This window comes from Amycolatopsis sp. NPDC004747, from assembly GCF_053601335.1.
Map to the genome: position 1 here is coordinate 43,202 of NZ_JBSGBQ010000010.1, position 20,406 is coordinate 63,607.

The window sequence follows — 20,406 nt, forward strand, 5'->3', positions numbered from 1 at the left end:
TGTAGAGCGAAGGCCTCCCAGTCGAGGCGACCTGCCCCACCCAGGCCGGCCACACCCCCAAGCCAAGGCCCGCCAGCCAAGCCGACCCGCCCCACCCAAGCCGGCCACACCTTCAGACCCAGACCGGCCACACCTTCAGCCCCAGGCCGACCACACCCCGAGCCGCCCCACCCCGCGGGGGCGCCCCCCGTCTCCAGCCTATCGCCCACCCCCGACACAAAGTGCCCAACCAATCACGATCCCCCAAGTTGTCCACATGTCGACTTACCTGGGGACAACTTGTGGAGTACCACCCGGATTCAGGTCGCCAACCCGTGGCACCCGGCTTAGAGTCCCCTTATGCGTCGGCGCTGGATCCTCGTGGTCCCGGTTGCGGTGCTGGTCACAGCGCTGCTCGCGGGGGTCGCCACCTGGGCCCAGTCCGGGAGCATGGAGCGCGACCTGACGTCCCGGGCCCAAGCCGCGCTCTTCCAAGCCGGCCTGCCCACCGGGGATGTCCGGTTCGACGGGCGGGATGCCACCCTCAGCGGGTTCCCGCCCGGGCAGGCCCTGCGGGCGCTCGAAGTCGTGCAGAACGTCGACGGCGTCCGGGCCGCCAAGGTCAACGGCGACGTCACGCCCGTCGCGCCGAGCACCACCACGAGTCCCCCGAGCGCGACCACCAGCACCCCGAGCCCGCCGCCGACCACCAGCACCACCGCGCCGCCGCCCACCGACAAGGCCGGCGTGCAGGCCGAGATCGACCGGATGCTCACCGAGGCGCCCATCGCCTTCGAGCCCGACACCGCCCGGCTCACCCCCGAAGGCGAACAGGCCGCGCGCAGCGTCGCGGTCGCCCTCGCCAAGGCGCCCGCCGGCTTCCGGTACCGCGTCACCGGGCACGTCGCGCGGGGGCCCGGCGGGGAGAACGCCGCCCTCAAGCTCTCCCGGGACCGGGCGCGGGCCGTCGCGCGGATCCTCACCTCCAGCGGGTTGACGGCCAACCGCGTGACCTACCGGGGGCTGGGCGACACCCGGCCCGCCACCGGCGGCGAAGAAGACCGGCGTGTCGAGATCACGGTCGTTTGAGGGGTGATGAGCTGATGTTCTGGCTGTTCGGGCAGATCTGGCTGTGGCTGATCGTCGCCTTCGCCCTCGGTGCGCTGACCTCGTGGCTCGCGCTCCGCGCCGCCCAGCGCCCCCGGCCCGCACCCGAGCCCGCGCCGGAACCCGAAGACGAACCGCGGTACGAGCCGCCGCCACCGCTGTCGACCGAGCAAACGCAGTTCATCCCGGCCGCCTGGGCCCAGCACGCCCCCGAACCGCGCGCCGACGTGCACGACGACGACGAAGCCGATCCCGTCGGCCACCGCGAAGGGCACCTGCCGCTGCCGCCGCAGCGCGGGGCCGAAGCCGAGGACTGGCCCAGCGAGGACGAACCCGCGTGGCCGGAGTCCGAAGAAGCCACCCCGCAGTGGCCGCAGCAGCCTGGGCGCGGTGGCTGACACCCATCCTGGTAAGTTCGGCTACGCACTGTGAGCGAGGGCTGAGGAGGGGTGTGTGGCGCTCCCCCACTGGACGTCGCAGCAGGTCCTGCCGCCGGGACGGCACGCGGGCGACCTCGCCGACGTCTACGAACGCCTGGTGTTCGACGCCCCGCACCAGAACGAGCGCGAGATCCTGTTCAGCGCGCTCAACAGCTACCTCGGCGTCGCCCGGCGGATCATGCCGTCCGGTCGCGCCTGGATCGGCGGCGAGCTCATCACCCGGACCGCCCACCCGCCGCGCGGCCTCGACGTCGTCCTCATCCCGGACGAGTGGGGCGCGCTCAAGCGGCTCGACGACGCCGGGCGGTCCGCGCTGTACGGCCTGCTCACGCTGCGCGGCGTGATCGTCGGGCAGCCGGCGATGTACCTGGACCAGGTGCAGCCGGTCGGCGGCATGCTGGACGGCTTCCTGTGCCGCCCCGGCGACGAAGACGTGTGGGCCGAGGTCTGGGCCGAAGGCGGCAGGGGCTACCCGGAGATGATCTGGTGAGGAACGAGTTCCGGCGGATCGCCGACGAGATCCCCGGCGGGACGTGGCTCGACGACCTGGCCCGCGCCTCGGCGATGGCGGCCAACGCCAAGTTCGAGCGGACGTCCCGCTCGCCGCTGCTGCACGTCTCGGTGATCGGCGAGCAGACCATCGACGCCTACACGTTCTCCGACATCAGCCGCGCCCTGCAGGACGCGACGGCGAAGATCGGGCACATCATCCGGAACCCGTCCGGCGAGGTCACCCAGGTCCAGCAGACCGATCGCGACAAGGCGCCGCTGATCCAGCGCGGCCAGGCGGGCAACGCGATCTTCTTCGGCTTCCCGGAGCCGCTGGCCGACGACGCCCTGATCGTCGACGGCATCGAGACGTTGTCCGAGCGGGCGGTCAAGGAGCTGTGCGACTTCCTGCCGGCGAACGGCTCGGACGACGGCGCGCTCGACGCCGTGCTGCTCCAGCGCGACACGGTCCGCAACGCCGTCAGCGACATCGTCAACGCCGTCGCGAAGAACGCCGGCATCGGGATGGCGCTGACCCCGACCGCGGGCGAGCAGGTCACCCGCAGCATGACCACCGAGCAGGCGCGGATCCTGCAGGGCAGCCTCCGCGAATCCCGCGAAGCGGTCGGCTACGAGACCGTCCGCGGGCGGCTCGACGGCGTCCGCACCCGGCGGCGCATCTTCTACCTCGACCGGGAGTCCGGCGGCACGATCCAGGGCGCGGTGGCGCCGGACCTGCTCGACCAGATCAAGGAGAACCTCGACCGCCCGGTGACGGCGCGGCTACGGGTCGTGCGCACGACGACGATCGACGGCCGCCGCGGACGGCCCGTTTTCGAGCTGCTCGAAATCACCCCGGAAGTGAGCCTTTTCGACTGAGAAGTCCGGTATGCCACCTTCGTCTTGAACGCCGTACCCAACGGTCGTCGTAGGCCTCACGGTGGTGCCCGGATGTCGGTCCGGTATTTACGATACCCGCTGCGAGGTCGGCAAAGACCGCGTCGAACAGTGGGAACTCCGACATTCTTCCCATTGATCATCGGGCCACGTCATGCCCGCGATGTCAGGAAATATCGATACCTGACCCCAAATGGTGGGACAATGACTTTTTCCAGAATGTAACAATTTCGTTCTGGGCCACACTTATGGGTTAACGTCGTCGCACTCCCACCCGAAGGGGTTCGCATGATGACCGACCCGCAGTACCCGCAGGCCGCCGCACGCCACGGGCGGCCCGCGCCGCCGGTGACGGCCACGGAGCGTCGTCAAGCCAATGCGAAGCCGGGGCGGAACCTCCTGGCGATCGCCGGCCTGGTGCTCGGCGTGGCCGCGCTGGTCGTCACGTTCGTGCCGGACATCGAGTTCGTCGCGTGGCCGCTGGGCGGGATCGGGCTCGTCCTGGCGATCACCGGGCTGGTCCAGGCCAAGAAGGGCACCGTCGGCGACCGCGGGGTGGCGGTCACCGCCACCGTCGTCACGGCCGCCGCGCTGCTCACCACGGGCGGGATGCTGCTGTACTCGACCTTCTTCGGCGGCGGTGAGTCCGGGCTGCACCTGCCCGCGGTCGCGGGCGACAAGCACTCGGTGACCTTCGAGGTCACCTCCGCCGGCGGCGCGACCGTGCGGTACGGCAGCCTCAACGACCAGCGCACCGAAATCGCGCCCGCCAGCACTGACGCGTGGCAGGGGCAGGCGTCCTACAACAATGGCTCCTACCTGTTGACGGTCACCGCGGACACCCGCAATGCGACGGTCAGCAACGAAATCAAGTGCGCCATTCTCGTCGACGGCAAGAAGGTCGCCGAAAACAGCGGGGCGACGATCGCGCTCTGCACCGCGAACGTCGGCTGAGCGGACCCCCGGCACCGCCTGGCGACCGGCCGGCCTACCCCCACGTCGGCCGGCCGGGCCGCCACGAGCCGCTCCTGGCGGCTCCGGGCCCCGCCACGGTTTCCCGCGCGGGGCCTGGCACCGGCGTCTCCGCCTGCCCCTCCCCTAGGGCTCTGCCGGCACCGCCGAACCTACGCGGACAGCGCCCGCGCCCACTAAGAATCCACTAAGGATTGAGCGCGCGGGCGGGGTCGTGACCCATTCGCAACGAAATTTCCCAACCGGGAATGCGCCGGAAAGGCTTCACTGCAGATCCGCGAGTTCGGCGCGCACCTCGCCGACGAGCTTCGGGTGCACGCGCTCGTAAATGCGCACGGACAACGCCAGTTGTTCACGCGCGCCGTCGATGTCGCCGCGTGCCCGCAGCACCCGGCCCAGAGTCAGCCGCAGCGCCCCTTCCCGCGCGACGAACTCGCGGCTGATCGCCAGGTCGATCGCCTCCCAGGCGTACCGCTCCGCGGCCTCGTGGTCCCCGGCCCGCAGGCTCAGCTCGGCCAGCTTGTCCAGCGAGCCGACGACCCGGTCGTCGTCGCCGAGTTCGCGGTCGATCCGCAGGCCGGCCCGCTGGTGGGCGATCGCGTCAGGCAGCCGGCCCGCCCGCTTCTCCGCCTGCGCGCAGCTGCTGAGCGCCTGCCCGCGCAGGGTCGTGTCCGGGGCGTTCGCGACGGCCTCGGCCAGCCGCTCGATGGCCTTTTCGTGTTCGCCGAGCCGGCTCAGCGCGCGCCCGAGGTGCAGGTCCACCGAGGTGCGCAGCCGCTCGTCGGCCGAGGCGGCGGACAGCTCCGCCGCCCGCTCGGCGTCGGCGAGCCCGAACCCCGGCAGCTCGAAGGTCAGCGCGATCTCGCACCGGGCGAGGCGCAGCCAGCACTGCCCTTCGACGTCGCCCGCGGCGTCTGCGGCGGCGACGCCGAGGTCGGCCATCCGCGTCCACTCGTCCAGCAGCGGGCACGCGACGCGGTAGGTGTGGGCCAGCCGGGCCAGCCGCCACACGTCGTCGTGGCGGCCCGCGGCGTAGGCGGCGTCGAGAACCGCCAGCAGGTTCGGCCACTCGGCCGCGAACCAGTCGTGCGCCTCGGTGAAGCCGGGCAGCGGCGGCACGGCGTCGTCGGCGAGCAGCCCGGCGAAGTCGAGCGGGTCGGCGACCCGGCCCAGCCGGCGCCGCGCCCGATCGGCCACCGCCTGGTAGTAGCGGATCGTCCAGCCGAGCGCTTCGTCGCGCTCCTTGTCGCCGAGCTCCTGCTCCGCGAGCTCCCGCAGGTACAGCCAGACGAGGTCGTGCGGCACGAAGACGTCGCGCTCGGTCTCGGCGATGAGGTTGTGGGCGGCCAGCGCGCGCAACCGCCGCCGGGCCTCGGCCACCGGGATCTGGCCGACGGCGGCCATCACGTGCGGCCCGACCAGCACACCGGGCACCGCGCCCAGCTGCAGGAACGTCTCGGCGACTTCGCCGGGCAGGCCGCGGAAGGAGACGTCGAACGCCGCCCGGACGCTGTCGTCGGCGCCGTCGACCTGCAGGCCGGCGAGCCGGGTGCGTTCGTTGCCGAGCTCGTCGACGAGCTCCTCCGCGGTCCGCTGGGCGCCCGCCGAGAGCCGCGCGCCCGCGATCCGCAGCGCCAGCGGGAGGTAGCCGCAGAGCCGCGCGAGGGCGTGGTTGAGGCTCGCCGGGCCGGCGAGCTCCTCGATGAGCGCCACGGCGTCGTCGGGCGCGAGCGTGCCGAGCACGCGCTGCCTGGCCGCGTTCGACACGGCGAGCCCGTCGAGGCGCGACCGGCTGGTCACCACCGTCATCGTCCGCGCGCTCGGCGGCAGCAGCGGGCGCACCTGTTCGGCGGTGCGGGCGTCGTCGAGCAGCACCAGCATCCGCCGTCCGGCGATCAGCGACCGGTAGAGCGCGACGCGCTCGTGCAGCAGCTCCGGGATCTTCGCGGTTTCGACGCCGAGGCCGAGCAGGAACTGGGTGAGCAGCTCGGCCGGCTCCAGCGGCGGGTGGTGCGGGTCGAAGCCGCGCAGCGACGCGAACAGGACGCCGTCCGGGAACCGCCGGGCGACCCGGTGCGCCCACCAGACCACGAGCGTGCTCTTGCCGACCCCGGCGGTGCCGCTGACCACGGCGATCGTGGTCTGGCCCGCCTCGGCCCTGGTCACCAGGCCGTCGAGCCAGTCGAGCTCCTCGTCGCGCCCGGCCAGGCGCGGCACCGCCGCGGGCAGCTGCGAAATCGCTTTCGCCGGCTCCGCGCCGGCGGCCGGGGCGACGACGTCCCGCGCCGGGAGGTCGTCGTTGAGGACGCGCTCGTGCAGCCAGCGCAGCTCGGCACCGGGCTCGACGCCGAGGGTGCGCAGCGTCGCACGGGAAACGGTCCGGTACAGCTCGAGCGCGTCCCCGCGGCGGCCCGCGTGGTACAGCGCCCGCATCAGCTGCCCCGCGGTCCGCTCGGCCAGCGGATCGGCCCGGACGATCGGGCTGAGCTCGACGATCAGTTCCGCGTGCCGGCCGAGTTCGAGGTCGGCGTCGACGCGGGCGCCGTGCACGGCGAGGCGGAGGTCTTCCAGCTCCGGGGCCCGCAGGGAGTCGGGCACCCCGCCCAGCGCGGGGCCCTGCCAGAGCGCGAGGGCCTCGGCGAGCAGCGCGGCGGCGGCCTCCGGGGTGGCCAGCGACGCGCGGTCCAGCAGCGTGCGCGCCCGGTGGACGTCGATCCGGTCGGGCTCGACGTCCAGGCGGTAGCCCGGCGGCGTGGTGAGGATGCGGGGGCCGTCGAGGTCGCGCAGGACCCGCCGCAGGTGCGAGACGTTGCCGTGCACGATGGTCCGCGCGGTCGCCGGCGGGTCGTGGCCCCACAGGGCGTCGATGATCTCGTCGAGCCCGACGACCTTGCCGGGCTTGAGCGCCAGCAGCGCGAGCAGGCCGCGGACGCCGGGGCCGCCGATCGGGACCGGGTCGTCACCGTGGAAGAGCTGCACGGGCCCGAGCAGCTGGAGCCGGGTCTGGGCCATGCTCGCGCCCACCTCCCCGGGGTCCACGGTGTCCCGGCGTCGCCCTCGCCGGAAAAATCAACCTACCGTGACGGCCGAGCGGCGAATACCGCCCCACCGGGCCGGGACCAGGACATTTCGTGACCCTGCGGATTCCGCAGCCGGGGTGGGACGGGACTGCGGTTGGCGCCGAAACGACAGGACCCCGCACCACCGGTCCCGATCCGGTGGTGCGGGGTCACTGCTGAAACTCCCGGCCGGGCCGCCAGGGTGCCGGTCCGCCCGTCCGCCACCGAAGGCAACCGGGCAGGTGAGCTCACCCCGAGCGAAGCACCCGCCGCCGATCGTCCGCGAAGACGTGTTGCGCGAGCCACACACCCGCGCGGTGGCGACACGGTAACAGGGCGCATCGAACCGGTCACCGGCGGGTCTGGTTCACCTCGTGACGGGTGTCGAATCCCGGCCCGCGATGAAGGCCGGCCGCGGCGCGCCGGCCGCGAACGGCTCCTGCAGGGCGTTCTCCACGCTGTTGAACACCAGGAAGATGTTCGAGCGCGGGTACGGCGTGATGTTGTTGCCGGAGCCGTGCATGATGTTCGAATCGAACCACAGCGCCGAGCCCGCCTGGCCGGTGAACTGGTCGATGCCGTGCTCGGCCGCCATCTTGGTGATGTCGTCCTCGCTCGGCACGCCCACCCGCTGGTCCTTGAGCGAGCTCTTGTAGTTGTCGTCCGGCGTCTCACCCGCGCACTGGACGAACGTCCGGTGCGAGCCCGGCATGATCATCAGCCCGCCGTTGAACGGGTAGTTGTCGGTCAGCGCGATGGAGCAGCTGACCGCGCGCGGGGCCGGCATGCCGTCCTCCGCGTGCCAGGTTTCGAAGTCCGAGTGCCAGTAGAACCCGGTGCCCTTGAAGCCGGGCATGTAGTTGACCCGGCTCTGGTGGACGTACACCTCGGAACCGAGCAGCTGCCGCGCCCGGTCCAGCACGCGCGGGTCGCGCACCAGCTCGGCGATCAGGCCGGAGATCTCGTGGACGTCGAAGATCGACCGGACCTCACCGGTCTTCGCCTCGGTGATCACCCGCTCGTCCTGGGCGAGCTCCCGGTCGGACGACAGCCGCACCAGTTCCTGCCAGTACGTCTGCACCTCCCCGACCGAGAGCATGTCCTCGACGACCGTGTAGCCGCGTGCCTCGTGGTTCGCCAGCGTGGCGGCGTCGATCGGGCCGTCGGCTTCGGTACCCCAGACCGTGGGGTGCACGCGCGGCAGATGCGCCGGCGTACCGGTGATCCGGGTCGGGTAACCGTCGTCGACCCGGGTGTCCGTCAGCGTCACGGGCTTCGCCTCCTGTTTCCTGGCTTACGATTCCTCGGTGATCAGCGGGTACACGCCGTTTTCGTCGTGCACCTCGCGGCCGGTCACCGGCGGGTTGAACACGCACACGCACTTGATCTCGGTCTTCGGCCGGACCTGGTGCTTGTCGTGGTCGTTGAGCAGGTAGAGGGTGCCGGGCTTGAGCTCGTACACCTTGCCGGTGGCCAGATCCTCGATCTCGCCTTCGCCGGAGGTGATGAACACCGCCTCGATGTGGTTGGCGTACCAGAAGTCGTTGACCGTCCCCGCGTACAGCGTGGTCTCGTGCACCGAGAAGCCGACGCCCTCCTTGGCGAGGATGATCCGCTTGCTGCGCCAGTTCTCGGTCTTGATGTCGGCGTCGGTGTCGGTGATCTCGTCGAGTGTGCGCACGAGCACAGGCGAACTCCCTTACTTCTTGAGGACGGCCTTCACGGACTCGTCGATGATCGACAGGCCCTGCGTCAGTTCGTCGTCGGTCAGCGTCAGCGGCGGCAGCAGCTTCATCACTTCGCCGTCGGGACCGGAGGTTTCCATCAGCAGGCCGCGCGCAAACGCTTCCGCGCAGACCCGGCCGGCCAGGTCGCCGTCCGCGAACTCGATGCCGCGGGCCAGGCCGCGGCCCTTGGCGAGCAGGTTCGCCTCCGGGTAGGCCTCGACGATGCCGCTGAACGCGCTCGCGATGCGCTCGCCCTTCGCCTTCGTCGACTTCTCGAGCTCGTCGTCGCTCCAGTAGACGTCGATCGCTTCCTTGGCGGTGACGAACGCCGGGCTGATCCCGCGGAAGGTGCCGTTGTGCTCGCCCGGCTCCCAGACGTCGAGCTCCGGCTTGATGAGCGTCAGCGCCATCGGGATGCCGTAGCCGCTGATGGACTTCGACAGGCAGACGATGTCCGGCGTGATCCCGGCGTCCTCGAAGGAGAAGAACGGGCCGGTGCGGCCGCAGCCCATCTGGACGTCGTCGAGGATCAGCAGGATGTTGTGACGCTTGCAGAGGTCGTCGAGGCCCTTCAGCCACTCCAGGCGCGCGGCGTTGATGCCGCCTTCGCCCTGCACGCCTTCGACGATCACCGCGGCCGGCTCGTTGAGCCCGCTGCCGGAGTCCTCGAGCAGCTTCTCGAAGTACAGGAAGTCCGGCATCGCGCCGTCGAAGTACTTGTCGTACGGCATCGGGGTGGCGTGCACCAGCGGGACGCCGGCGCCGCCGCGCTTCATCGAGTTGCCGGTGACCGACAGCGCGCCGAGCGTCATGCCGTGGAAGGCGTTGGTGAAGTTGATGACCGACTCGCGGCCGGTCACCTTGCGCGCCAGCTTCAGCGCGGCCTCGACGGCGTTCGCGCCACCCGGACCGGGGAACACGACCTTGTAGTTCAGGCCGCGCGGATCGAGGATCTTGTCGCGGAAGGTCTGCAGGAAGTCGCGCTTGGCCACGGTGAACATGTCCAGGGCGTGGGTGACGCCGTCGCGCTGGATGTAGTCGATCAGGGCCTGCTTGAGCCGCGGGTTGTTGTGCCCGTAGTTCAGCGCGCCGGCCCCGGCGAAGAAGTCCAGATAGGGTTTTCCGCTTTCGTCGTACAGGTGGCTGCCCTGCGCGCGGTCGAACACGACCGGCCAGCCGCGGCTGTAGCTGCGTACTTCGGATTCGAGCTCTTCGAAGATGCTCATGTGTTTCTTTCTCTCCTAATCGCCCGGATTCGACGGCGCCTTCAGCGGACCTATGCGGTAAAGCTCTTCCGGCAGGTGCCCGGCCTCGGGGAAATCCTCCCCGCCGAACAGCACACTGGTTTCCACCGCGGCGTTCCACCGCTTCGCGAAGGAAGTGAACAGCCGGATGGACGCTTCGTTGTCCGGGGTGATCGTGGTCTCGAGGTAACGCACCCCCTCGCCGACCAGACGCGTGTACAGCGCGTCGAGCAGGGCCCCGGCCAGGCCTTTTCCGCGCTGGGACGCGTCGACCGCAACCTGCCAGACGAGCGCCGCCTCCGGCTCGTCCGGTCTGCGGTAGGCGATGACGAAACCGACCGCCCTGCCATCCTCACGCGCGACCACCGAAGACCCGGCGAAATCGCGGCACCACAGCATGTATGCGTACGGCGAGTTGAGATCGAGCTTGGCGGAATCACGCGCGATTCGCCACAGCTCCGCGCCGTCCGCCTTGGTCGGGGTTTCGATCAAGTGCGTTACGGACATACTCAGGAAACGTAACAGAGAATTTTCCGCCTGCCAGCGACCCAGCTCACGACCCCTGCGATGACCTGCGGCGACGCGATGTACCCGGTGAGCAGTCACACAAACATGTTTGAAGTGGACGATCTCTGGGCACACGCGCGCCTGGGGCGCGGGCGCAGGGCCCGCGACCTATTCGCACGATGAACCTTCGCGCCCGTGATCGCAAGGCGACGGGCCGGAAACGCCGGTCGCGGGTCGCTCAGCGTGAGGGTTCGGCGACGGCTTCCGGGGTCTTCGCCGGCACGCTGCCGTCGACCTGGAGCGCCACGGTCTTGGCCGTCCGGGACCGCGCGCGGCGGTGGCCGAGGCGGCGGCCGATCGCGCTGAGCGGCATCACCACCGCGGGCAGGATCAGCAGCCCGGACACCACCAGCCACCACACCGCGCCTTCGCCGCGGCGCCAGCCGGCCACGACGTCACCCAGCCAGCCGAAGAACGGCCGGGCGAGCGGCGGCACGAACGCGGCCAGCAGCAGCGCCGCCACGACCAGCGCCCCCAGCGCCGTGCCCAGCCGGCGGACCTTGTGGCCGGTGGTGAGCAGCGCCGTCGCCAGGTAGACGGCCGCGCCCGCGAGCACCGGGAGGCCGACCCACTGCAGGACCGCGCCACCGTTGTTGCCGATCACCAGCCCGGCCAGCAGCGCCAGCACACCGGCCACCAGTGAGCCCGCCGTGCCGAGCCGGGACGCACCCTGCGAGACCCTCGCCGTGCTCCTGGCGACCGTGCGCAGGATGTTCGCGACGGTCCGCGGCCAGCCGCCGGGCAGCCGGAACGCGACCGTCCCGGCGTTCACCGTGGCGGCGCCGAGCGCGACCAGCGTCCGGGTGAGCCGTGCGGTGCCCTGCTCCCCGGCGAGCTTCTCGGCCGAGACGCGGCAGGCCTGGAACTGCGCCTGCGCGGCGGCCACGTCGACCCGCGGCAGCTCCGCTTCCAGCGCCTTGTTGATGCCCGGCCGGTCCTCCGCGTCGAACCGCGCCGCCAGGTTCACGACCGGGAGTTCCTCCGCGGCGATCTCCGCCTGCCGCGCCCGGGCCAGCACCATGGCCGTCACCGGCATGCTGATCGGCCGATCGGGGCCGAACGCTTCCAGCCGGCCGAGGTCGGCGTCCAGACCGAGGAACGCGAGCTCGGCCGTCAGCTGCTTCCGCAGCTCGGCCGCCTCGTCCGGGCCGCACCGGTCCTGGGCGTCCGGCACGCGCCAGGAACCGAACGCCGTGATGAGCTCTTCGCGCAGCTGCTCCCGCCCGACGATCGTCTGCAACGTCTGCAGGCGCTTCGGGTCGAGCAGGCACTGGACCAGCCAGCCGGCGCCGTCGATCCGGCCCCACATCCAGTCGCCGGCCCGCCAGGACGCCTTGTAGAAGGCGCCGAAGTAGCTCGCCTGCATGCCGGTCAGCTTGTCCCACGACCGGCGTCGCGTCATGTCCAGCAGCGTCCGCGAATCGGCGCTGACCTGCACGAGGTCCACCCGCTGGTCGACCGACGGCGCCTGCGCGAGCAGCCCGCGCGTCGCCACGTGCAGGGTGAGCAGCCGTGCCTGGACGACGTCGTCGCTTCCCGCGGCGTCCGGGCCCAGCGCCAGCCAGTCCAGCAGGGTCGTCACGGACTCCGCCTTCTCCGGTGCCGCTCCGGCCAGCGCCCGCAGCGCCGGTGCCGCGGACCGCAGCCCCTCGACCAGCATCGGCCACGCCGCCGCGACCCCGGCCGTCTTGCCCGGCTCGACCCACTCCCGGGCGAGGTCGCCGATCCACGTTTCCAGCGACCGGGCGCCGGGGCCCGCGTGCGCGGTCACCCACTGTCCCAGCCGCACACCGCGGCCCGCGATCCGGCGCGCCTCGTGCAGCTTCGCGCGTGCGGCGTTGAGCTGCGCGGCGGGCTCGGCGTCCGCCAGCAAGCGGAACCCGGCGTTGATCAGCTGCAGGCCGATCGCGACGGCGTCGTCGAGGGCGGTCGTCCGGTAGGCGAGCAAGCCGTCCACCGCGACGCTCGCGGCCGGCGGCGTGGCCGGGATGTCGCCCTCGAGCCCCGCCACCGCGATGTCCCGCAGCTGCTGCGACATCCCGGACGCCCAGGAGGTGCCGGGTTCGGCCAGCGCGTACCGCCGCGCGGCGACCCGCACCAGCTCGGCGGCGTCCTCGGCGGTCCGGCGCTCGCGGTACGCGGTGGCGATCCGGGCGTCGACCAGGCACCCGGGGCCGCCGCGCAGCCCCATCGCGGCCAGCGAGACGCGGGTGTCCCGCGCGCGGAGCACGGCGTCGTTGTGCCGGGTCAGGTCGTCCAGCTCGGCGCTGATCGACTGGCTCATCACGGTGTTGACGACCTTGGCCATCGCGTTCGACAGCAGCGGCGGGTTCGCCGGATCGCACCCGACGGCGTCGGTTTCGCCCTCGCCGGTCGGCACGACGTAGAGCAGCAGCCGCCGGACGTCCACATTGGACCGGCGTTCGAAGATCTCCCGCAGCGCGGGCCGCAGCGGCTTGTTGAGCAGCACCCCGCCGTCGGTCAGCCAGTGCGAGCGGGTCAGTTCGGTGTACGGCGTCATGTCCGGGTGCAGCCGGTCGGTGCCGTCGGTACCGATCGGCATCCGGGACAGCTCGAACGCGCCGGGGAAGGACGCGGTGGAGCGGGCCGCCAGCGCGAGCGGCCCCTCCACCCCGACCGTCCACTGTGTACCGCAGAACCGGAACAGCATGCGGTGCTCGGTGTCCCGCACCAGGTTCCCGAGCGCGTCGTCGAACCGGGTGGTCTCGCCGTCGATCATGGTGCCGGTGAGCAGCACGGTGATGTCGGGGTCGTCGGCGGGCGGCGCCCCGGCCGCGGTGATCTGCCGCAGCGCCCGTTCGACGCCTTCGAGCAGCACGCGGTCCCCGTCGAGCACCGACCGCGGCTGCGCCTCCTTGGCGTCCCGCACGAGGTTTTCCAGCGAGCCGGTGGTGATCCAGGTGTTCCGCAGCACCTGCGGGGTCGACCGGAAGGCCTCGGCGAGCCCGAGACAGGCGGCGTTGATCCCGCCGGCGCTGGTGCCGGTCAGGACGTCGATCGAGACGCTCGCCCGCAGGACGTCGAGCAGCCTGCGGTAAAGGCCGCCCGGGGCGTCCCCGCGCGACTCCCGCAGCAGCTGCGACGTCTCGGTGGCCACCCCGCCCATCCAGATGGCCAGGCTGGCGCCGCCGACCATGGTCATCGCCAGCCGGATCTCTTGCTGCCACGGTTCCACGGTCACGGCCATGGGGGTCTCCCGTCTTCCCGACGCAGAGTAGAGGCGAAGGGTGACTCCGGGGATACGTCCGCGGGTACGGCCGTTCGGGTGGATTTGTTCACCCGCTCAGCCGCCGGTGGTGACCACCACCTTGCCGAACTGGCCGTTGGCTTCCAAGTAGCGGTGCGCGCCCGCGATGTCGGTGAGGTCGAACGTGCGGTCCACGCGCGGCCGGAACGTCCCCGCCCGCACTCCGGCGCGGACGAAGTGTTCCGCGCGGGCCAGCCGCTCCGGGTTCAGCGTGAGGTCGAAGGCGTTGAACAGCCTCATGGTCGGCACGAACCAGAGCGGGAAGGGCGTCTCCTTCGTGTCGAGCGCGCCGTAGACGACGAGCGTCCCGCCCTTGGCGGTGGCTTGGGCGAGCTTGCGGACGCCCTCTCCGGCGACGGCGTCGAAGACGAACTCCGCGCCCCTGCCACCGGTGATTTCGAGCGTGCGCTCGGCGATGTCCTCGTCGTCGGTGACGATCACGTGTGCGGCTCCGGCGTCGAGGAGGCGCTGTTTCTTCGCGGCCGTCCGGGTGGCGGCGACCGGGATGGCTCCGATGTGGTTGGCGACGTCGATCGTGGCCAGCCCTACGCTGCTGGAAGCGGCTGTGATCAGCACGAAGTCGCCGGGCCGTACGTGTCCTTCGTCGACGAGTGCGCCGTACGCGGTGAGGAACGGCCCCCACAGCGCGACGGTTTCGGTGGCGCTGAGCCCCTCGGGCCGTCGGAGGACGGCGGACGCGGGCACGATCGCCGCCTCGCCGTAGACGCCGTAGTCCCGCATCGAGAAGCCCGCGACCGTGCTGACCTTGTCACCGATTTCGAATCCGGTGACGCCGTCGCCGAGCGCTTCGACGGTCCCGGACGCGGAGTAGCCGAGCTTGGCCGGGAACTCGCCGGGTCGCTCGAAGTAGCGGCCGGCGCGGAACATCGCCTCGGCCCGGTTGAGGCCGATCGCCTCGACCCGCAGCCGCACCTCGCCGGGACCCGGCTCGCCGAGGTCGACGTCCACGAGCTCCAGCACTTCCGGTCCGCCTTCGGCCGCGAACCGCACTGTCTTCGTCATTCCTGGTTCCTTTCCGGTGCTTGCCGGAATCGATCGTGGACCACCGGCGTTCCCGCAGGAAGACGGCACTTTCCTGGTACGACGGCACACGTCTGTTACGAACGAGGTCACGACGATGGACAACGGCGAAATCCCTTCGGCGGAGATGTGCTCCCTGCGCGAGGTCCTGGACCTGGTGGGCGACAAGTGGGCGATCCGGGTGCTGGTCCAGCTGGGTTCGGGCCCCCGCCGGTTCAGCGAACTGGAGCGCGCCCTCGACGGCGTCTCCCGGCGGATGCTGTCACTGACCCTGCGCGGCCTGGAGCGGAACGGCCTGGTGACGCGGAAGGTCTACCCGGAGGTCCCACCGCGGGTCGAGTACACGATGACGGCACACGCGGCGGAGCTGGACGAGCCGCTGCACGCGTTGTCGGCATGGGCGGCGAAGCACCGGGCGAAGGTCGCCGAGGCGCGGCGGGCGTACGACTTCGCCTAAGCCGCCAGGTGTTCCAGGACCAGCACCTGTGCCTCACCGACCAGGAAGCCCAGCACCGCGCCCGTCGCGATCAGGATCCACTCGTCCTGTTCGAAGGCCGGCCGCAGCAGGCGCTCGAACTCCCTCGGTGACAGCTCCTTCATCTTCGACACCAGCACGTTGCGGATGTCCATCGCGTCCGTCGCGTAGTCCTCGATGTAGCGCATCGTGTCCGGGAGGCGGGACATGATCTGGGACGAGATCGCCAGCTTCATCTCCTGGTACTTGCGGCTGCCCACCGCGAACACCAGCAGCGGCCTGGCCACGCTGCCCAGCTCGCGGTCGAGCTGGTGCTGGATCAGCGCCAGCACGCGGTCCGACAGCGGCCCGTGGAGGATCGCCTCGATGACGTTGTGCGGGGTGATGATCTCCTTCGCGATCAACGACCCGTACGCCTCCGCGACCTCCGCGCGCCGCTTCAGGAACAACCCTTGCCACTGCACCCCGAAGTACCGGCGGGGCTCGATCGGGTAGAAGATCATCCGCAGCGCCAGCCAGTCGGTGAACCAGCCCGTGAACAGGCCGAACACCGGCATGATCGGCGGGAACTTGAACAGCACCCACGCCACCATCTGGACCACGCCGATCGCGCCGCCGAAGACCAGTCCCGAGCGGGCGATGAACTTGAACTCCTTCGCGCCCGCCTCCTGGAAGATCCGGTTCAGCAGGCGCTTGTCCTTGACCAGGCTGGTGACCACCATGCCCTTGAGGTCGAACACGCTGTCCACATCGGACTTGATCAGGTCGAGCACCGCGGCGACCATCCGCGGCGACTCGTGCTGGACGCGCTCGATCACCAGCCGCTGCACCCGGACCGGCAGGGACTCCCACAGCCCCGGCTGGTACTGCGCGGCCACCTCGCGGACGATGTCCTCCACGCCCGCCAGCAGCGGCTTTTCGATTTCCTGGGCGATCCGCCCGGCGTCCAGCCGCGCCACCACCTCGGCGGGCTTGATCAGCTGCTCGGTCATCGTGTCGCAGGCGATGCTCGCCATCCGCGCGGCCCGCTTCGGCACGATGCCCTGCCAGCCCAGGAACGGCTTGACGCCGATGAACTCCACCGGCTGGAACATCATCCGGATCGCGACGAGCTTCGTGCCGTAGCCGATCAGCGCCGCGACGACCGGGATCGAGACGTAGAGGGGCCAGTGCTGCGCGAAGTCGGCGAGGATGCCGGCGAAGAAGGCCCCCATCCCGCTAACCGAGGCTCGGGTCGCAGGCCTGCCAGAACTGGGCGCCCAGCCGCGAGACGTGGATCGTCCGCCGCACGAACTTCGCGCGCCGGACGTGCTTCTCCGCGTCGCGCACGGTCTCGTCGGTCATCAGGATCTCGTACTGCGTCTCCAGCGACGGCACCTCTTCGTCGAGGTCGACCAGCCCGAGCCCGATCAGCCGGGTGACGTACCCGGGCACCTGGTCCGGCAGCGACACCCCGGCCGCCTTGCCGACCGTCGAGGCGTTGCGCAACACGACCCGGCCGTTGCCGCCGAGGCCGGTCCGTTCCACGACGTCGAGGGCGGGGAACGGCGAGCCGTCGGACAGCGCGGACAGGATCCGCGCCTCGTCCGGCGTCAGCTGGCGCAGGATGATCGCGTAGAAGTACTCGCGGGCGCGCTCGCGGCCGAAGCCGATGGAGTGGTTGAGCAGCTCGGCCATCGCCGCGCGCAGCGGCTCGGCGTGGTTGTCGCGCACCGGCACGAGCGTGACGGTGGCTTCGACCTTCCCGGGTACCGCCGCGCGGTTCATCGCCGACGCCGCGGTGAGCGCCGCGTGGTACGGGTCGTCGACCTCGTCGAGCCGGCGGCGCAGCTCGGTCAGCAGCTGGCGCTCGACCTCGCGCACGCTGCGTTCGGCGGTCTCCACGCCGGGGAGCTTGCGGCCGAGCGCGATGCCGGTGCGCGCGGCCCAGCCCGCCAGCTGACCGGCGCGGCGGGCCAGGTCGGCCACGTCGTCGGCGGCACCCCGGCCGTTCGGTCGCTCTGCGTTCACCGGCGGACTCCCCTCTGCTTACGGGGGTGATGCTACCTGCGGGTAGGCCGAATGCCTCCATCACTCGGGGGTCCGGGTGGCGGAGCCCCCGGCCCGGGCAAGGCCCCGGAGCAATACGGTGTTTGGATGGCCACATGAGTCCGACGCGCTGGGGCCCGCCGATCGACGTCCTCCCGTACTTCTCCAAAGAAGAACAAGCGCTGATGACGCTGCTCGGCGCCCTCACCGACGAAGACTGGACGCGGCCGACGATGTGCACGGGCTGGACGGTCAAGGACGTCGCCGCCCACCTGCTGGGCGATAAGGTCGGCCGGCTGTCCCGCGGCCGGGACGGGCACGCGTCCGAATCCCCCCGTCCGGGTGAGCCGTTCCCGCGGTTCATCGACCGGATCAACGAAGAGTGGGTCGTCGCCTGCCGCCGGCTCTCGACGGACGTCCTGATGACCATGCTGTACGAGTTCATGGGCCAGACGACCGAGTACTGGGCGCAGCTCGACCTCGACGTCCCCGGCAACCCGGTGAGCTGGGCCGGCGACGAGCCCGCGCCGCGCTGGCTGGACGCGGCCCGCGACTATTCGGAGTTCTGGGTCCACCACGTCCAGATCCGCGAGGCCTTGGAGCACACGCCGCTGGAAGCGGAGTACGCCGAGCCGATCGCGGACACCTTCCTCCGGGCGCTGCCGCACACGCTGCGTGACGTCGACGCCCGCGTCGGGAAGCAGGTCGGCTACACGGTGACCGGCCAGGGGAAGTGGTACGCGCGCCGCGAGCGCGACGGCTGGGTCCTGGACCGCGGCGCACCACCGTCCCGGACCCCGCTGGCCACCGTGACGACGGACCTGGACACGTTCTGGCGGCTCTGCACCCGCAACCCCGCGGACCTCGGCCGGGTGCGGACCACTGGCGACGAAAGCGTTTGCGCGGTGCTGCTCGGGATGACGTCGATCATCGTCTAGCGGCGCCGCGCCTGCTTCCGCAGCTGCAGGATCCGGGCCCCGCCGATCAGCGCGACCAGCGCCGCCCCGCCGATCGCCGAGAACAGCATGGCGATGGCCAGCGGCAGGCTGCCCTCGCCGCCGAAGAAGTGCACGGTCACCGAGTCCAGGTTCTGCAGGATGAAGATCAGCAGCAGCACCAGCACGACCAGCCCGGCGATCACGGCGACCCAGGTGCCGCTGATCCGGGTCCGCTTGATCTTCCCGGACGCGGGCCGGGACGGCGCCGGCCGCACCGGCGTCACCTCCTCCGCGCCCGGCCGGACGTCGCCGGCCCGGAGCTCGGCGGGCTCCAGGGCACCTTCGGGCAGGTCGGGATCGGTGGGACCGGTGGGGCGGTCGGCCGCGCCCCCGCGCGCGTGCGTCATCTGCCCAGTGTCCGTCCGGCGCGCGGGGTGCGCTGCTTCAAACCCCTAACGGGCGAAACCGTCGACTTCCCGGAGGACGCGCAGCGTGTTCCTCCCGGCCAGTTTCGCGCAGTCGTCCTCACTCCACCCGCGCTCGAGCAGCGCGGCGAACAACACCGGGTACTTGGACGTGTCCTCCAGGCCCTCCGGCAGCGCGCCGACACCGTCGTAGTCGCCACCGAGGCCGATGTGGTCGATGCCGGCGACCTCACGGGCGTGCTCGACGTGCGCGACGACGTCCTCCACGGTCGCCGTCGGCTTCGGGGGGCCGTCCCACTCCTTGACGAACTTCCCGCGCAGGCCGAGGTTCCGGTACTCGAGCCCGGCCTCGGCCATCGCGGCCTCGAGCCGTTCGTTCCAGGCGGCGACCTTCGGCGAGACGAACGCGGGCACGAAGGTGATCATCGCGACGCCGCCGTTGCCGGGCAGCTTCGCCAGTACGTCGTCGGGGATGTTGCGGGGGTGGTCGTTCACGGCGATGCAGGAAGAGTGACTGAAGATCACCGGCACTGAGCTGACCTCGATCGCCGCCCGCATCGTCGAGGGCGCCACGTGCGACAGGTCGACCATCATCCCGATCTTGTTCATCTCGCGCACGACGTCGCGGCCGAACTCGGTGAGCCCGCCGTGGACCGGCTCGTCGGTGCCCGCGTCGGCCCAGGTGGTGTTGAAGTTGTGCGTCAGCGTCATGTACCGGACGCCCAGGCGCCGCAGGATCCGCAGCACCCCGATCGACTCGGCGATGCTGTGCCCGCCCTCGGCCCCGAGCAGCGAGGCGATCCGGCCGTCGGCGAACGCGGCCTCGGCCTCGTCCGCGGTGGTGACCAGCCGCAGCCGGTCGGGGTAGCGCTCGACCAGCTGGTGGACGACCTCCACCTGCTCCAGGACGGCGGTCACGGCGCTGTGGCCTTCGAACTCACAGGGCACGTACACCGACCAGAACTGCATGCCCAGCTTCCCGTCGGCGAGCTTCGGGAAGTCGGTGTGCAGCGCGGGCTGCCGCACGGTCAGGTCGAGGGACGCGGCCGCCTCGACCGGGTTCGGGCCACCGTGCTGCCGCAGCTCCCACGGCAGGTCGTTGTGCCCGTCGGCGAGGATGACGGCGTCCAGCAGTTTGGTAGCACGCTGTAGTGCCTCGTTAGTCATCGGCCGATCGTAGGGATGGCCGGTATATGGTTCGTACAAATGGGCTGACATCTTTCTCGGAAGAAGTATTCCGGCGAGGTGTTGCGGTAAACTCCGCGCCGTGGACACCGACGACGACGAGATCGTCACCTGGTGGGGCCTGGTCATCGAGGGTTACCTGGCCACCCAGGACAGGCTGATGGGCGAGATCGCCGAGCGCTTCGGGCTCGCGCCCGCGTCGTTCGACATCCTGCTGCGGCTCGTGCGCTCACCCGAGCACCGGATGCCGATGACCCGCCTGGCCACCGAGGCCGCGCTGTCGAGCGGCGGGTTCACCAAGGTGGCGGACCGCCTGGTGGCGGCCGACCTGATCTGCCGGATCCCCAGCCCCGACGACCGGCGCGTCACGTTCGCGTCGCTGACCGAGCACGGCCTGGACGTGGCGAACAAGGCCCGTGCGGCCGCCGCGGACATCCTGCGGCGGATCGTGCTGACCCCGCTCGGTGAGGACGCCCCGGCACTCGCCGAAGCGATGAGGACACTGCGCGCGTTCAACGCCGACCGTTGAAAAAGTCGAGGTCACGCCGGGTGGGTGTGACGGCGC

At 71.1% G+C, this 20,406-nt stretch carries 19 protein-coding genes; 8 read left to right on the forward strand and 11 right to left on the reverse strand.

What is annotated here, in order from left to right; all coding sequences use genetic code 11:
- The first annotated feature begins 339 nt into the window (after positions 1 to 339).
- From ACWEGE_RS17615 to ACWEGE_RS17635, 5 genes are all read left to right on the forward strand, one after another.
- Entirely contained in the window at positions 340 to 1,068 is a 729-nt protein-coding gene (locus tag ACWEGE_RS17615) for an OmpA family protein (protein WP_449661513.1), read from the forward strand.
- 14 nt (positions 1,069 to 1,082) lie between these two features.
- Positions 1,083 to 1,484, forward strand: coding sequence for a hypothetical protein (locus ACWEGE_RS17620; protein ID WP_449661514.1), 402 nt, complete (start codon positions 1,083 to 1,085; stop codon positions 1,482 to 1,484).
- 55 nt (positions 1,485 to 1,539) lie between these two features.
- The gene (locus ACWEGE_RS17625; RefSeq protein ID WP_449661515.1) at positions 1,540 to 2,016 is read left to right on the forward strand and encodes a DUF6932 family protein; all 477 of its coding nucleotides are present in this window, start codon (positions 1,540 to 1,542) and stop codon (positions 2,014 to 2,016) included.
- Positions 2,013 to 2,894, forward strand: a complete 882-nt coding sequence (locus ACWEGE_RS17630) for a hypothetical protein (protein ID WP_449661516.1) — start codon at positions 2,013 to 2,015, stop codon at positions 2,892 to 2,894. Before ACWEGE_RS17625 ends, ACWEGE_RS17630 begins: the two co-directional genes overlap by 4 nt.
- Before the next feature lie 306 nt (positions 2,895 to 3,200).
- Entirely contained in the window at positions 3,201 to 3,866 is a 666-nt protein-coding gene (locus ACWEGE_RS17635; RefSeq protein ID WP_449661517.1) for a DUF4190 domain-containing protein, read from the forward strand.
- A gap of 282 nt (positions 3,867 to 4,148) precedes the next feature.
- On the opposite strand, the gene ACWEGE_RS17640 is transcribed toward ACWEGE_RS17635, so the two are convergent.
- The 7 genes from ACWEGE_RS17640 to ACWEGE_RS17670 form a co-directional block, all read right to left on the reverse strand.
- Complete coding sequence (locus tag ACWEGE_RS17640; RefSeq protein ID WP_449661518.1) at positions 4,149 to 6,896, reverse strand: BTAD domain-containing putative transcriptional regulator; 2,748 nt, start codon at positions 6,894 to 6,896, stop codon at positions 4,149 to 4,151.
- A gap of 414 nt (positions 6,897 to 7,310) precedes the next feature.
- Positions 7,311 to 8,213: an ectoine hydroxylase gene (gene thpD, locus ACWEGE_RS17645; protein ID WP_449661519.1), complete on the reverse strand. Its 903-nt coding sequence runs from the start codon at positions 8,211 to 8,213 to the stop codon at positions 7,311 to 7,313.
- A gap of 24 nt (positions 8,214 to 8,237) precedes the next feature.
- Positions 8,238 to 8,630 carry an ectoine synthase gene (locus ACWEGE_RS17650; protein WP_091318623.1) on the reverse strand — a complete coding sequence of 131 codons (393 nt, stop codon included), beginning with the start codon at positions 8,628 to 8,630 and terminating at the stop codon, positions 8,238 to 8,240.
- A gap of 12 nt (positions 8,631 to 8,642) precedes the next feature.
- Positions 8,643 to 9,896 carry a diaminobutyrate--2-oxoglutarate transaminase gene (ectB, locus tag ACWEGE_RS17655; protein WP_449661520.1) on the reverse strand — a complete coding sequence of 418 codons (1,254 nt, stop codon included), beginning with the start codon at positions 9,894 to 9,896 and terminating at the stop codon, positions 8,643 to 8,645.
- Between the two features lie 15 nt (positions 9,897 to 9,911).
- Positions 9,912 to 10,421, reverse strand: coding sequence for a diaminobutyrate acetyltransferase (gene ectA, locus ACWEGE_RS17660; RefSeq protein ID WP_449661521.1), 510 nt, complete (start codon positions 10,419 to 10,421; stop codon positions 9,912 to 9,914).
- 238 nt (positions 10,422 to 10,659) lie between these two features.
- Positions 10,660 to 13,689, reverse strand: coding sequence for a patatin-like protein (locus ACWEGE_RS17665; RefSeq protein WP_449661522.1), 3,030 nt, complete (start codon positions 13,687 to 13,689; stop codon positions 10,660 to 10,662).
- 96 nt (positions 13,690 to 13,785) lie between these two features.
- Positions 13,786 to 14,772, reverse strand: coding sequence for a zinc-dependent alcohol dehydrogenase family protein (locus tag ACWEGE_RS17670; RefSeq protein WP_449661523.1), 987 nt, complete (start codon positions 14,770 to 14,772; stop codon positions 13,786 to 13,788).
- 115 nt (positions 14,773 to 14,887) lie between these two features.
- Between ACWEGE_RS17670 and ACWEGE_RS17675 the strand changes: the two genes are divergently transcribed.
- A complete protein-coding gene (locus ACWEGE_RS17675) occupies positions 14,888 to 15,247 on the forward strand; it encodes a winged helix-turn-helix transcriptional regulator (RefSeq protein WP_449661524.1) in 360 nt (119 codons plus the stop codon).
- On the opposite strand, the gene ACWEGE_RS17680 is transcribed toward ACWEGE_RS17675, so the two are convergent.
- Both ACWEGE_RS17680 and ACWEGE_RS17685 read right to left on the reverse strand, forming a co-directional pair.
- The gene (locus tag ACWEGE_RS17680) at positions 15,244 to 16,479 is read right to left on the reverse strand and encodes a DUF445 domain-containing protein (RefSeq protein WP_449661525.1); all 1,236 of its coding nucleotides are present in this window, start codon (positions 16,477 to 16,479) and stop codon (positions 15,244 to 15,246) included. The two genes, ACWEGE_RS17675 and ACWEGE_RS17680, sit on opposite strands and share 4 nt — an antisense overlap.
- A 4-nt stretch (positions 16,480 to 16,483) precedes the next feature.
- Complete coding sequence (locus tag ACWEGE_RS17685; protein WP_449661526.1) at positions 16,484 to 17,275, reverse strand: Abi-alpha family protein; 792 nt, start codon at positions 17,273 to 17,275, stop codon at positions 16,484 to 16,486.
- Between the two features lie 134 nt (positions 17,276 to 17,409).
- Between ACWEGE_RS17685 and ACWEGE_RS17690 the strand changes: the two genes are divergently transcribed.
- Complete coding sequence (locus ACWEGE_RS17690) at positions 17,410 to 18,231, forward strand: maleylpyruvate isomerase family mycothiol-dependent enzyme (RefSeq protein WP_449661527.1); 822 nt, start codon at positions 17,410 to 17,412, stop codon at positions 18,229 to 18,231.
- Here the strand turns inward: ACWEGE_RS17690 and ACWEGE_RS17695 are convergent.
- Complete coding sequence (locus ACWEGE_RS17695) at positions 18,228 to 18,638, reverse strand: LapA family protein (protein WP_449661528.1); 411 nt, start codon at positions 18,636 to 18,638, stop codon at positions 18,228 to 18,230. The two genes, ACWEGE_RS17690 and ACWEGE_RS17695, sit on opposite strands and share 4 nt — an antisense overlap.
- A 45-nt stretch (positions 18,639 to 18,683) precedes the next feature.
- Positions 18,684 to 19,823 (reverse strand): dipeptidase, encoded by a 1,140-nt coding sequence (locus tag ACWEGE_RS17700; RefSeq protein WP_449661529.1) that lies wholly within the window; start codon positions 19,821 to 19,823, stop codon positions 18,684 to 18,686.
- Between the two features lie 100 nt (positions 19,824 to 19,923).
- Between ACWEGE_RS17700 and ACWEGE_RS17705 the strand changes: the two genes are divergently transcribed.
- Entirely contained in the window at positions 19,924 to 20,370 is a 447-nt protein-coding gene (locus tag ACWEGE_RS17705; RefSeq protein ID WP_176174478.1) for a MarR family winged helix-turn-helix transcriptional regulator, read from the forward strand.
- Positions 20,371 to 20,406 lie beyond the last annotated feature (36 nt).

Coding starts and splice junctions, on each gene's coding strand:
- ACWEGE_RS17615 (WP_449661513.1), top strand. CDS start 340: ATGCGTCGGCGCTGGATCCTCGTGGTCCCGGTTGCGGTGCTGGTCACA.
- ACWEGE_RS17620 (WP_449661514.1), top strand. CDS start 1,083: ATGTTCTGGCTGTTCGGGCAGATCTGGCTGTGGCTGATCGTCGCCTTC.
- ACWEGE_RS17635 (WP_449661517.1), top strand. CDS start 3,201: ATGATGACCGACCCGCAGTACCCGCAGGCCGCCGCACGCCACGGGCGG.
- ACWEGE_RS17640 (WP_449661518.1), bottom strand. CDS start 6,896: ATGGCCCAGACCCGGCTCCAGCTGCTCGGGCCCGTGCAGCTCTTCCAC.
- ectB (WP_449661520.1), bottom strand. CDS start 9,896: ATGAGCATCTTCGAAGAGCTCGAATCCGAAGTACGCAGCTACAGCCGC.
- ectA (WP_449661521.1), bottom strand. CDS start 10,421: ATGTCCGTAACGCACTTGATCGAAACCCCGACCAAGGCGGACGGCGCG.
- ACWEGE_RS17665 (WP_449661522.1), bottom strand. CDS start 13,689: ATGGCCGTGACCGTGGAACCGTGGCAGCAAGAGATCCGGCTGGCGATG.
- ACWEGE_RS17670 (WP_449661523.1), bottom strand. CDS start 14,772: ATGACGAAGACAGTGCGGTTCGCGGCCGAAGGCGGACCGGAAGTGCTG.
- ACWEGE_RS17675 (WP_449661524.1), top strand. CDS start 14,888: ATGGACAACGGCGAAATCCCTTCGGCGGAGATGTGCTCCCTGCGCGAG.
- ACWEGE_RS17680 (WP_449661525.1), bottom strand. CDS start 16,479: ATGGGGGCCTTCTTCGCCGGCATCCTCGCCGACTTCGCGCAGCACTGG.
- ACWEGE_RS17690 (WP_449661527.1), top strand. CDS start 17,410: ATGAGTCCGACGCGCTGGGGCCCGCCGATCGACGTCCTCCCGTACTTC.
- ACWEGE_RS17695 (WP_449661528.1), bottom strand. CDS start 18,638: ATGACGCACGCGCGCGGGGGCGCGGCCGACCGCCCCACCGGTCCCACC.
- ACWEGE_RS17700 (WP_449661529.1), bottom strand. CDS start 19,823: ATGACTAACGAGGCACTACAGCGTGCTACCAAACTGCTGGACGCCGTC.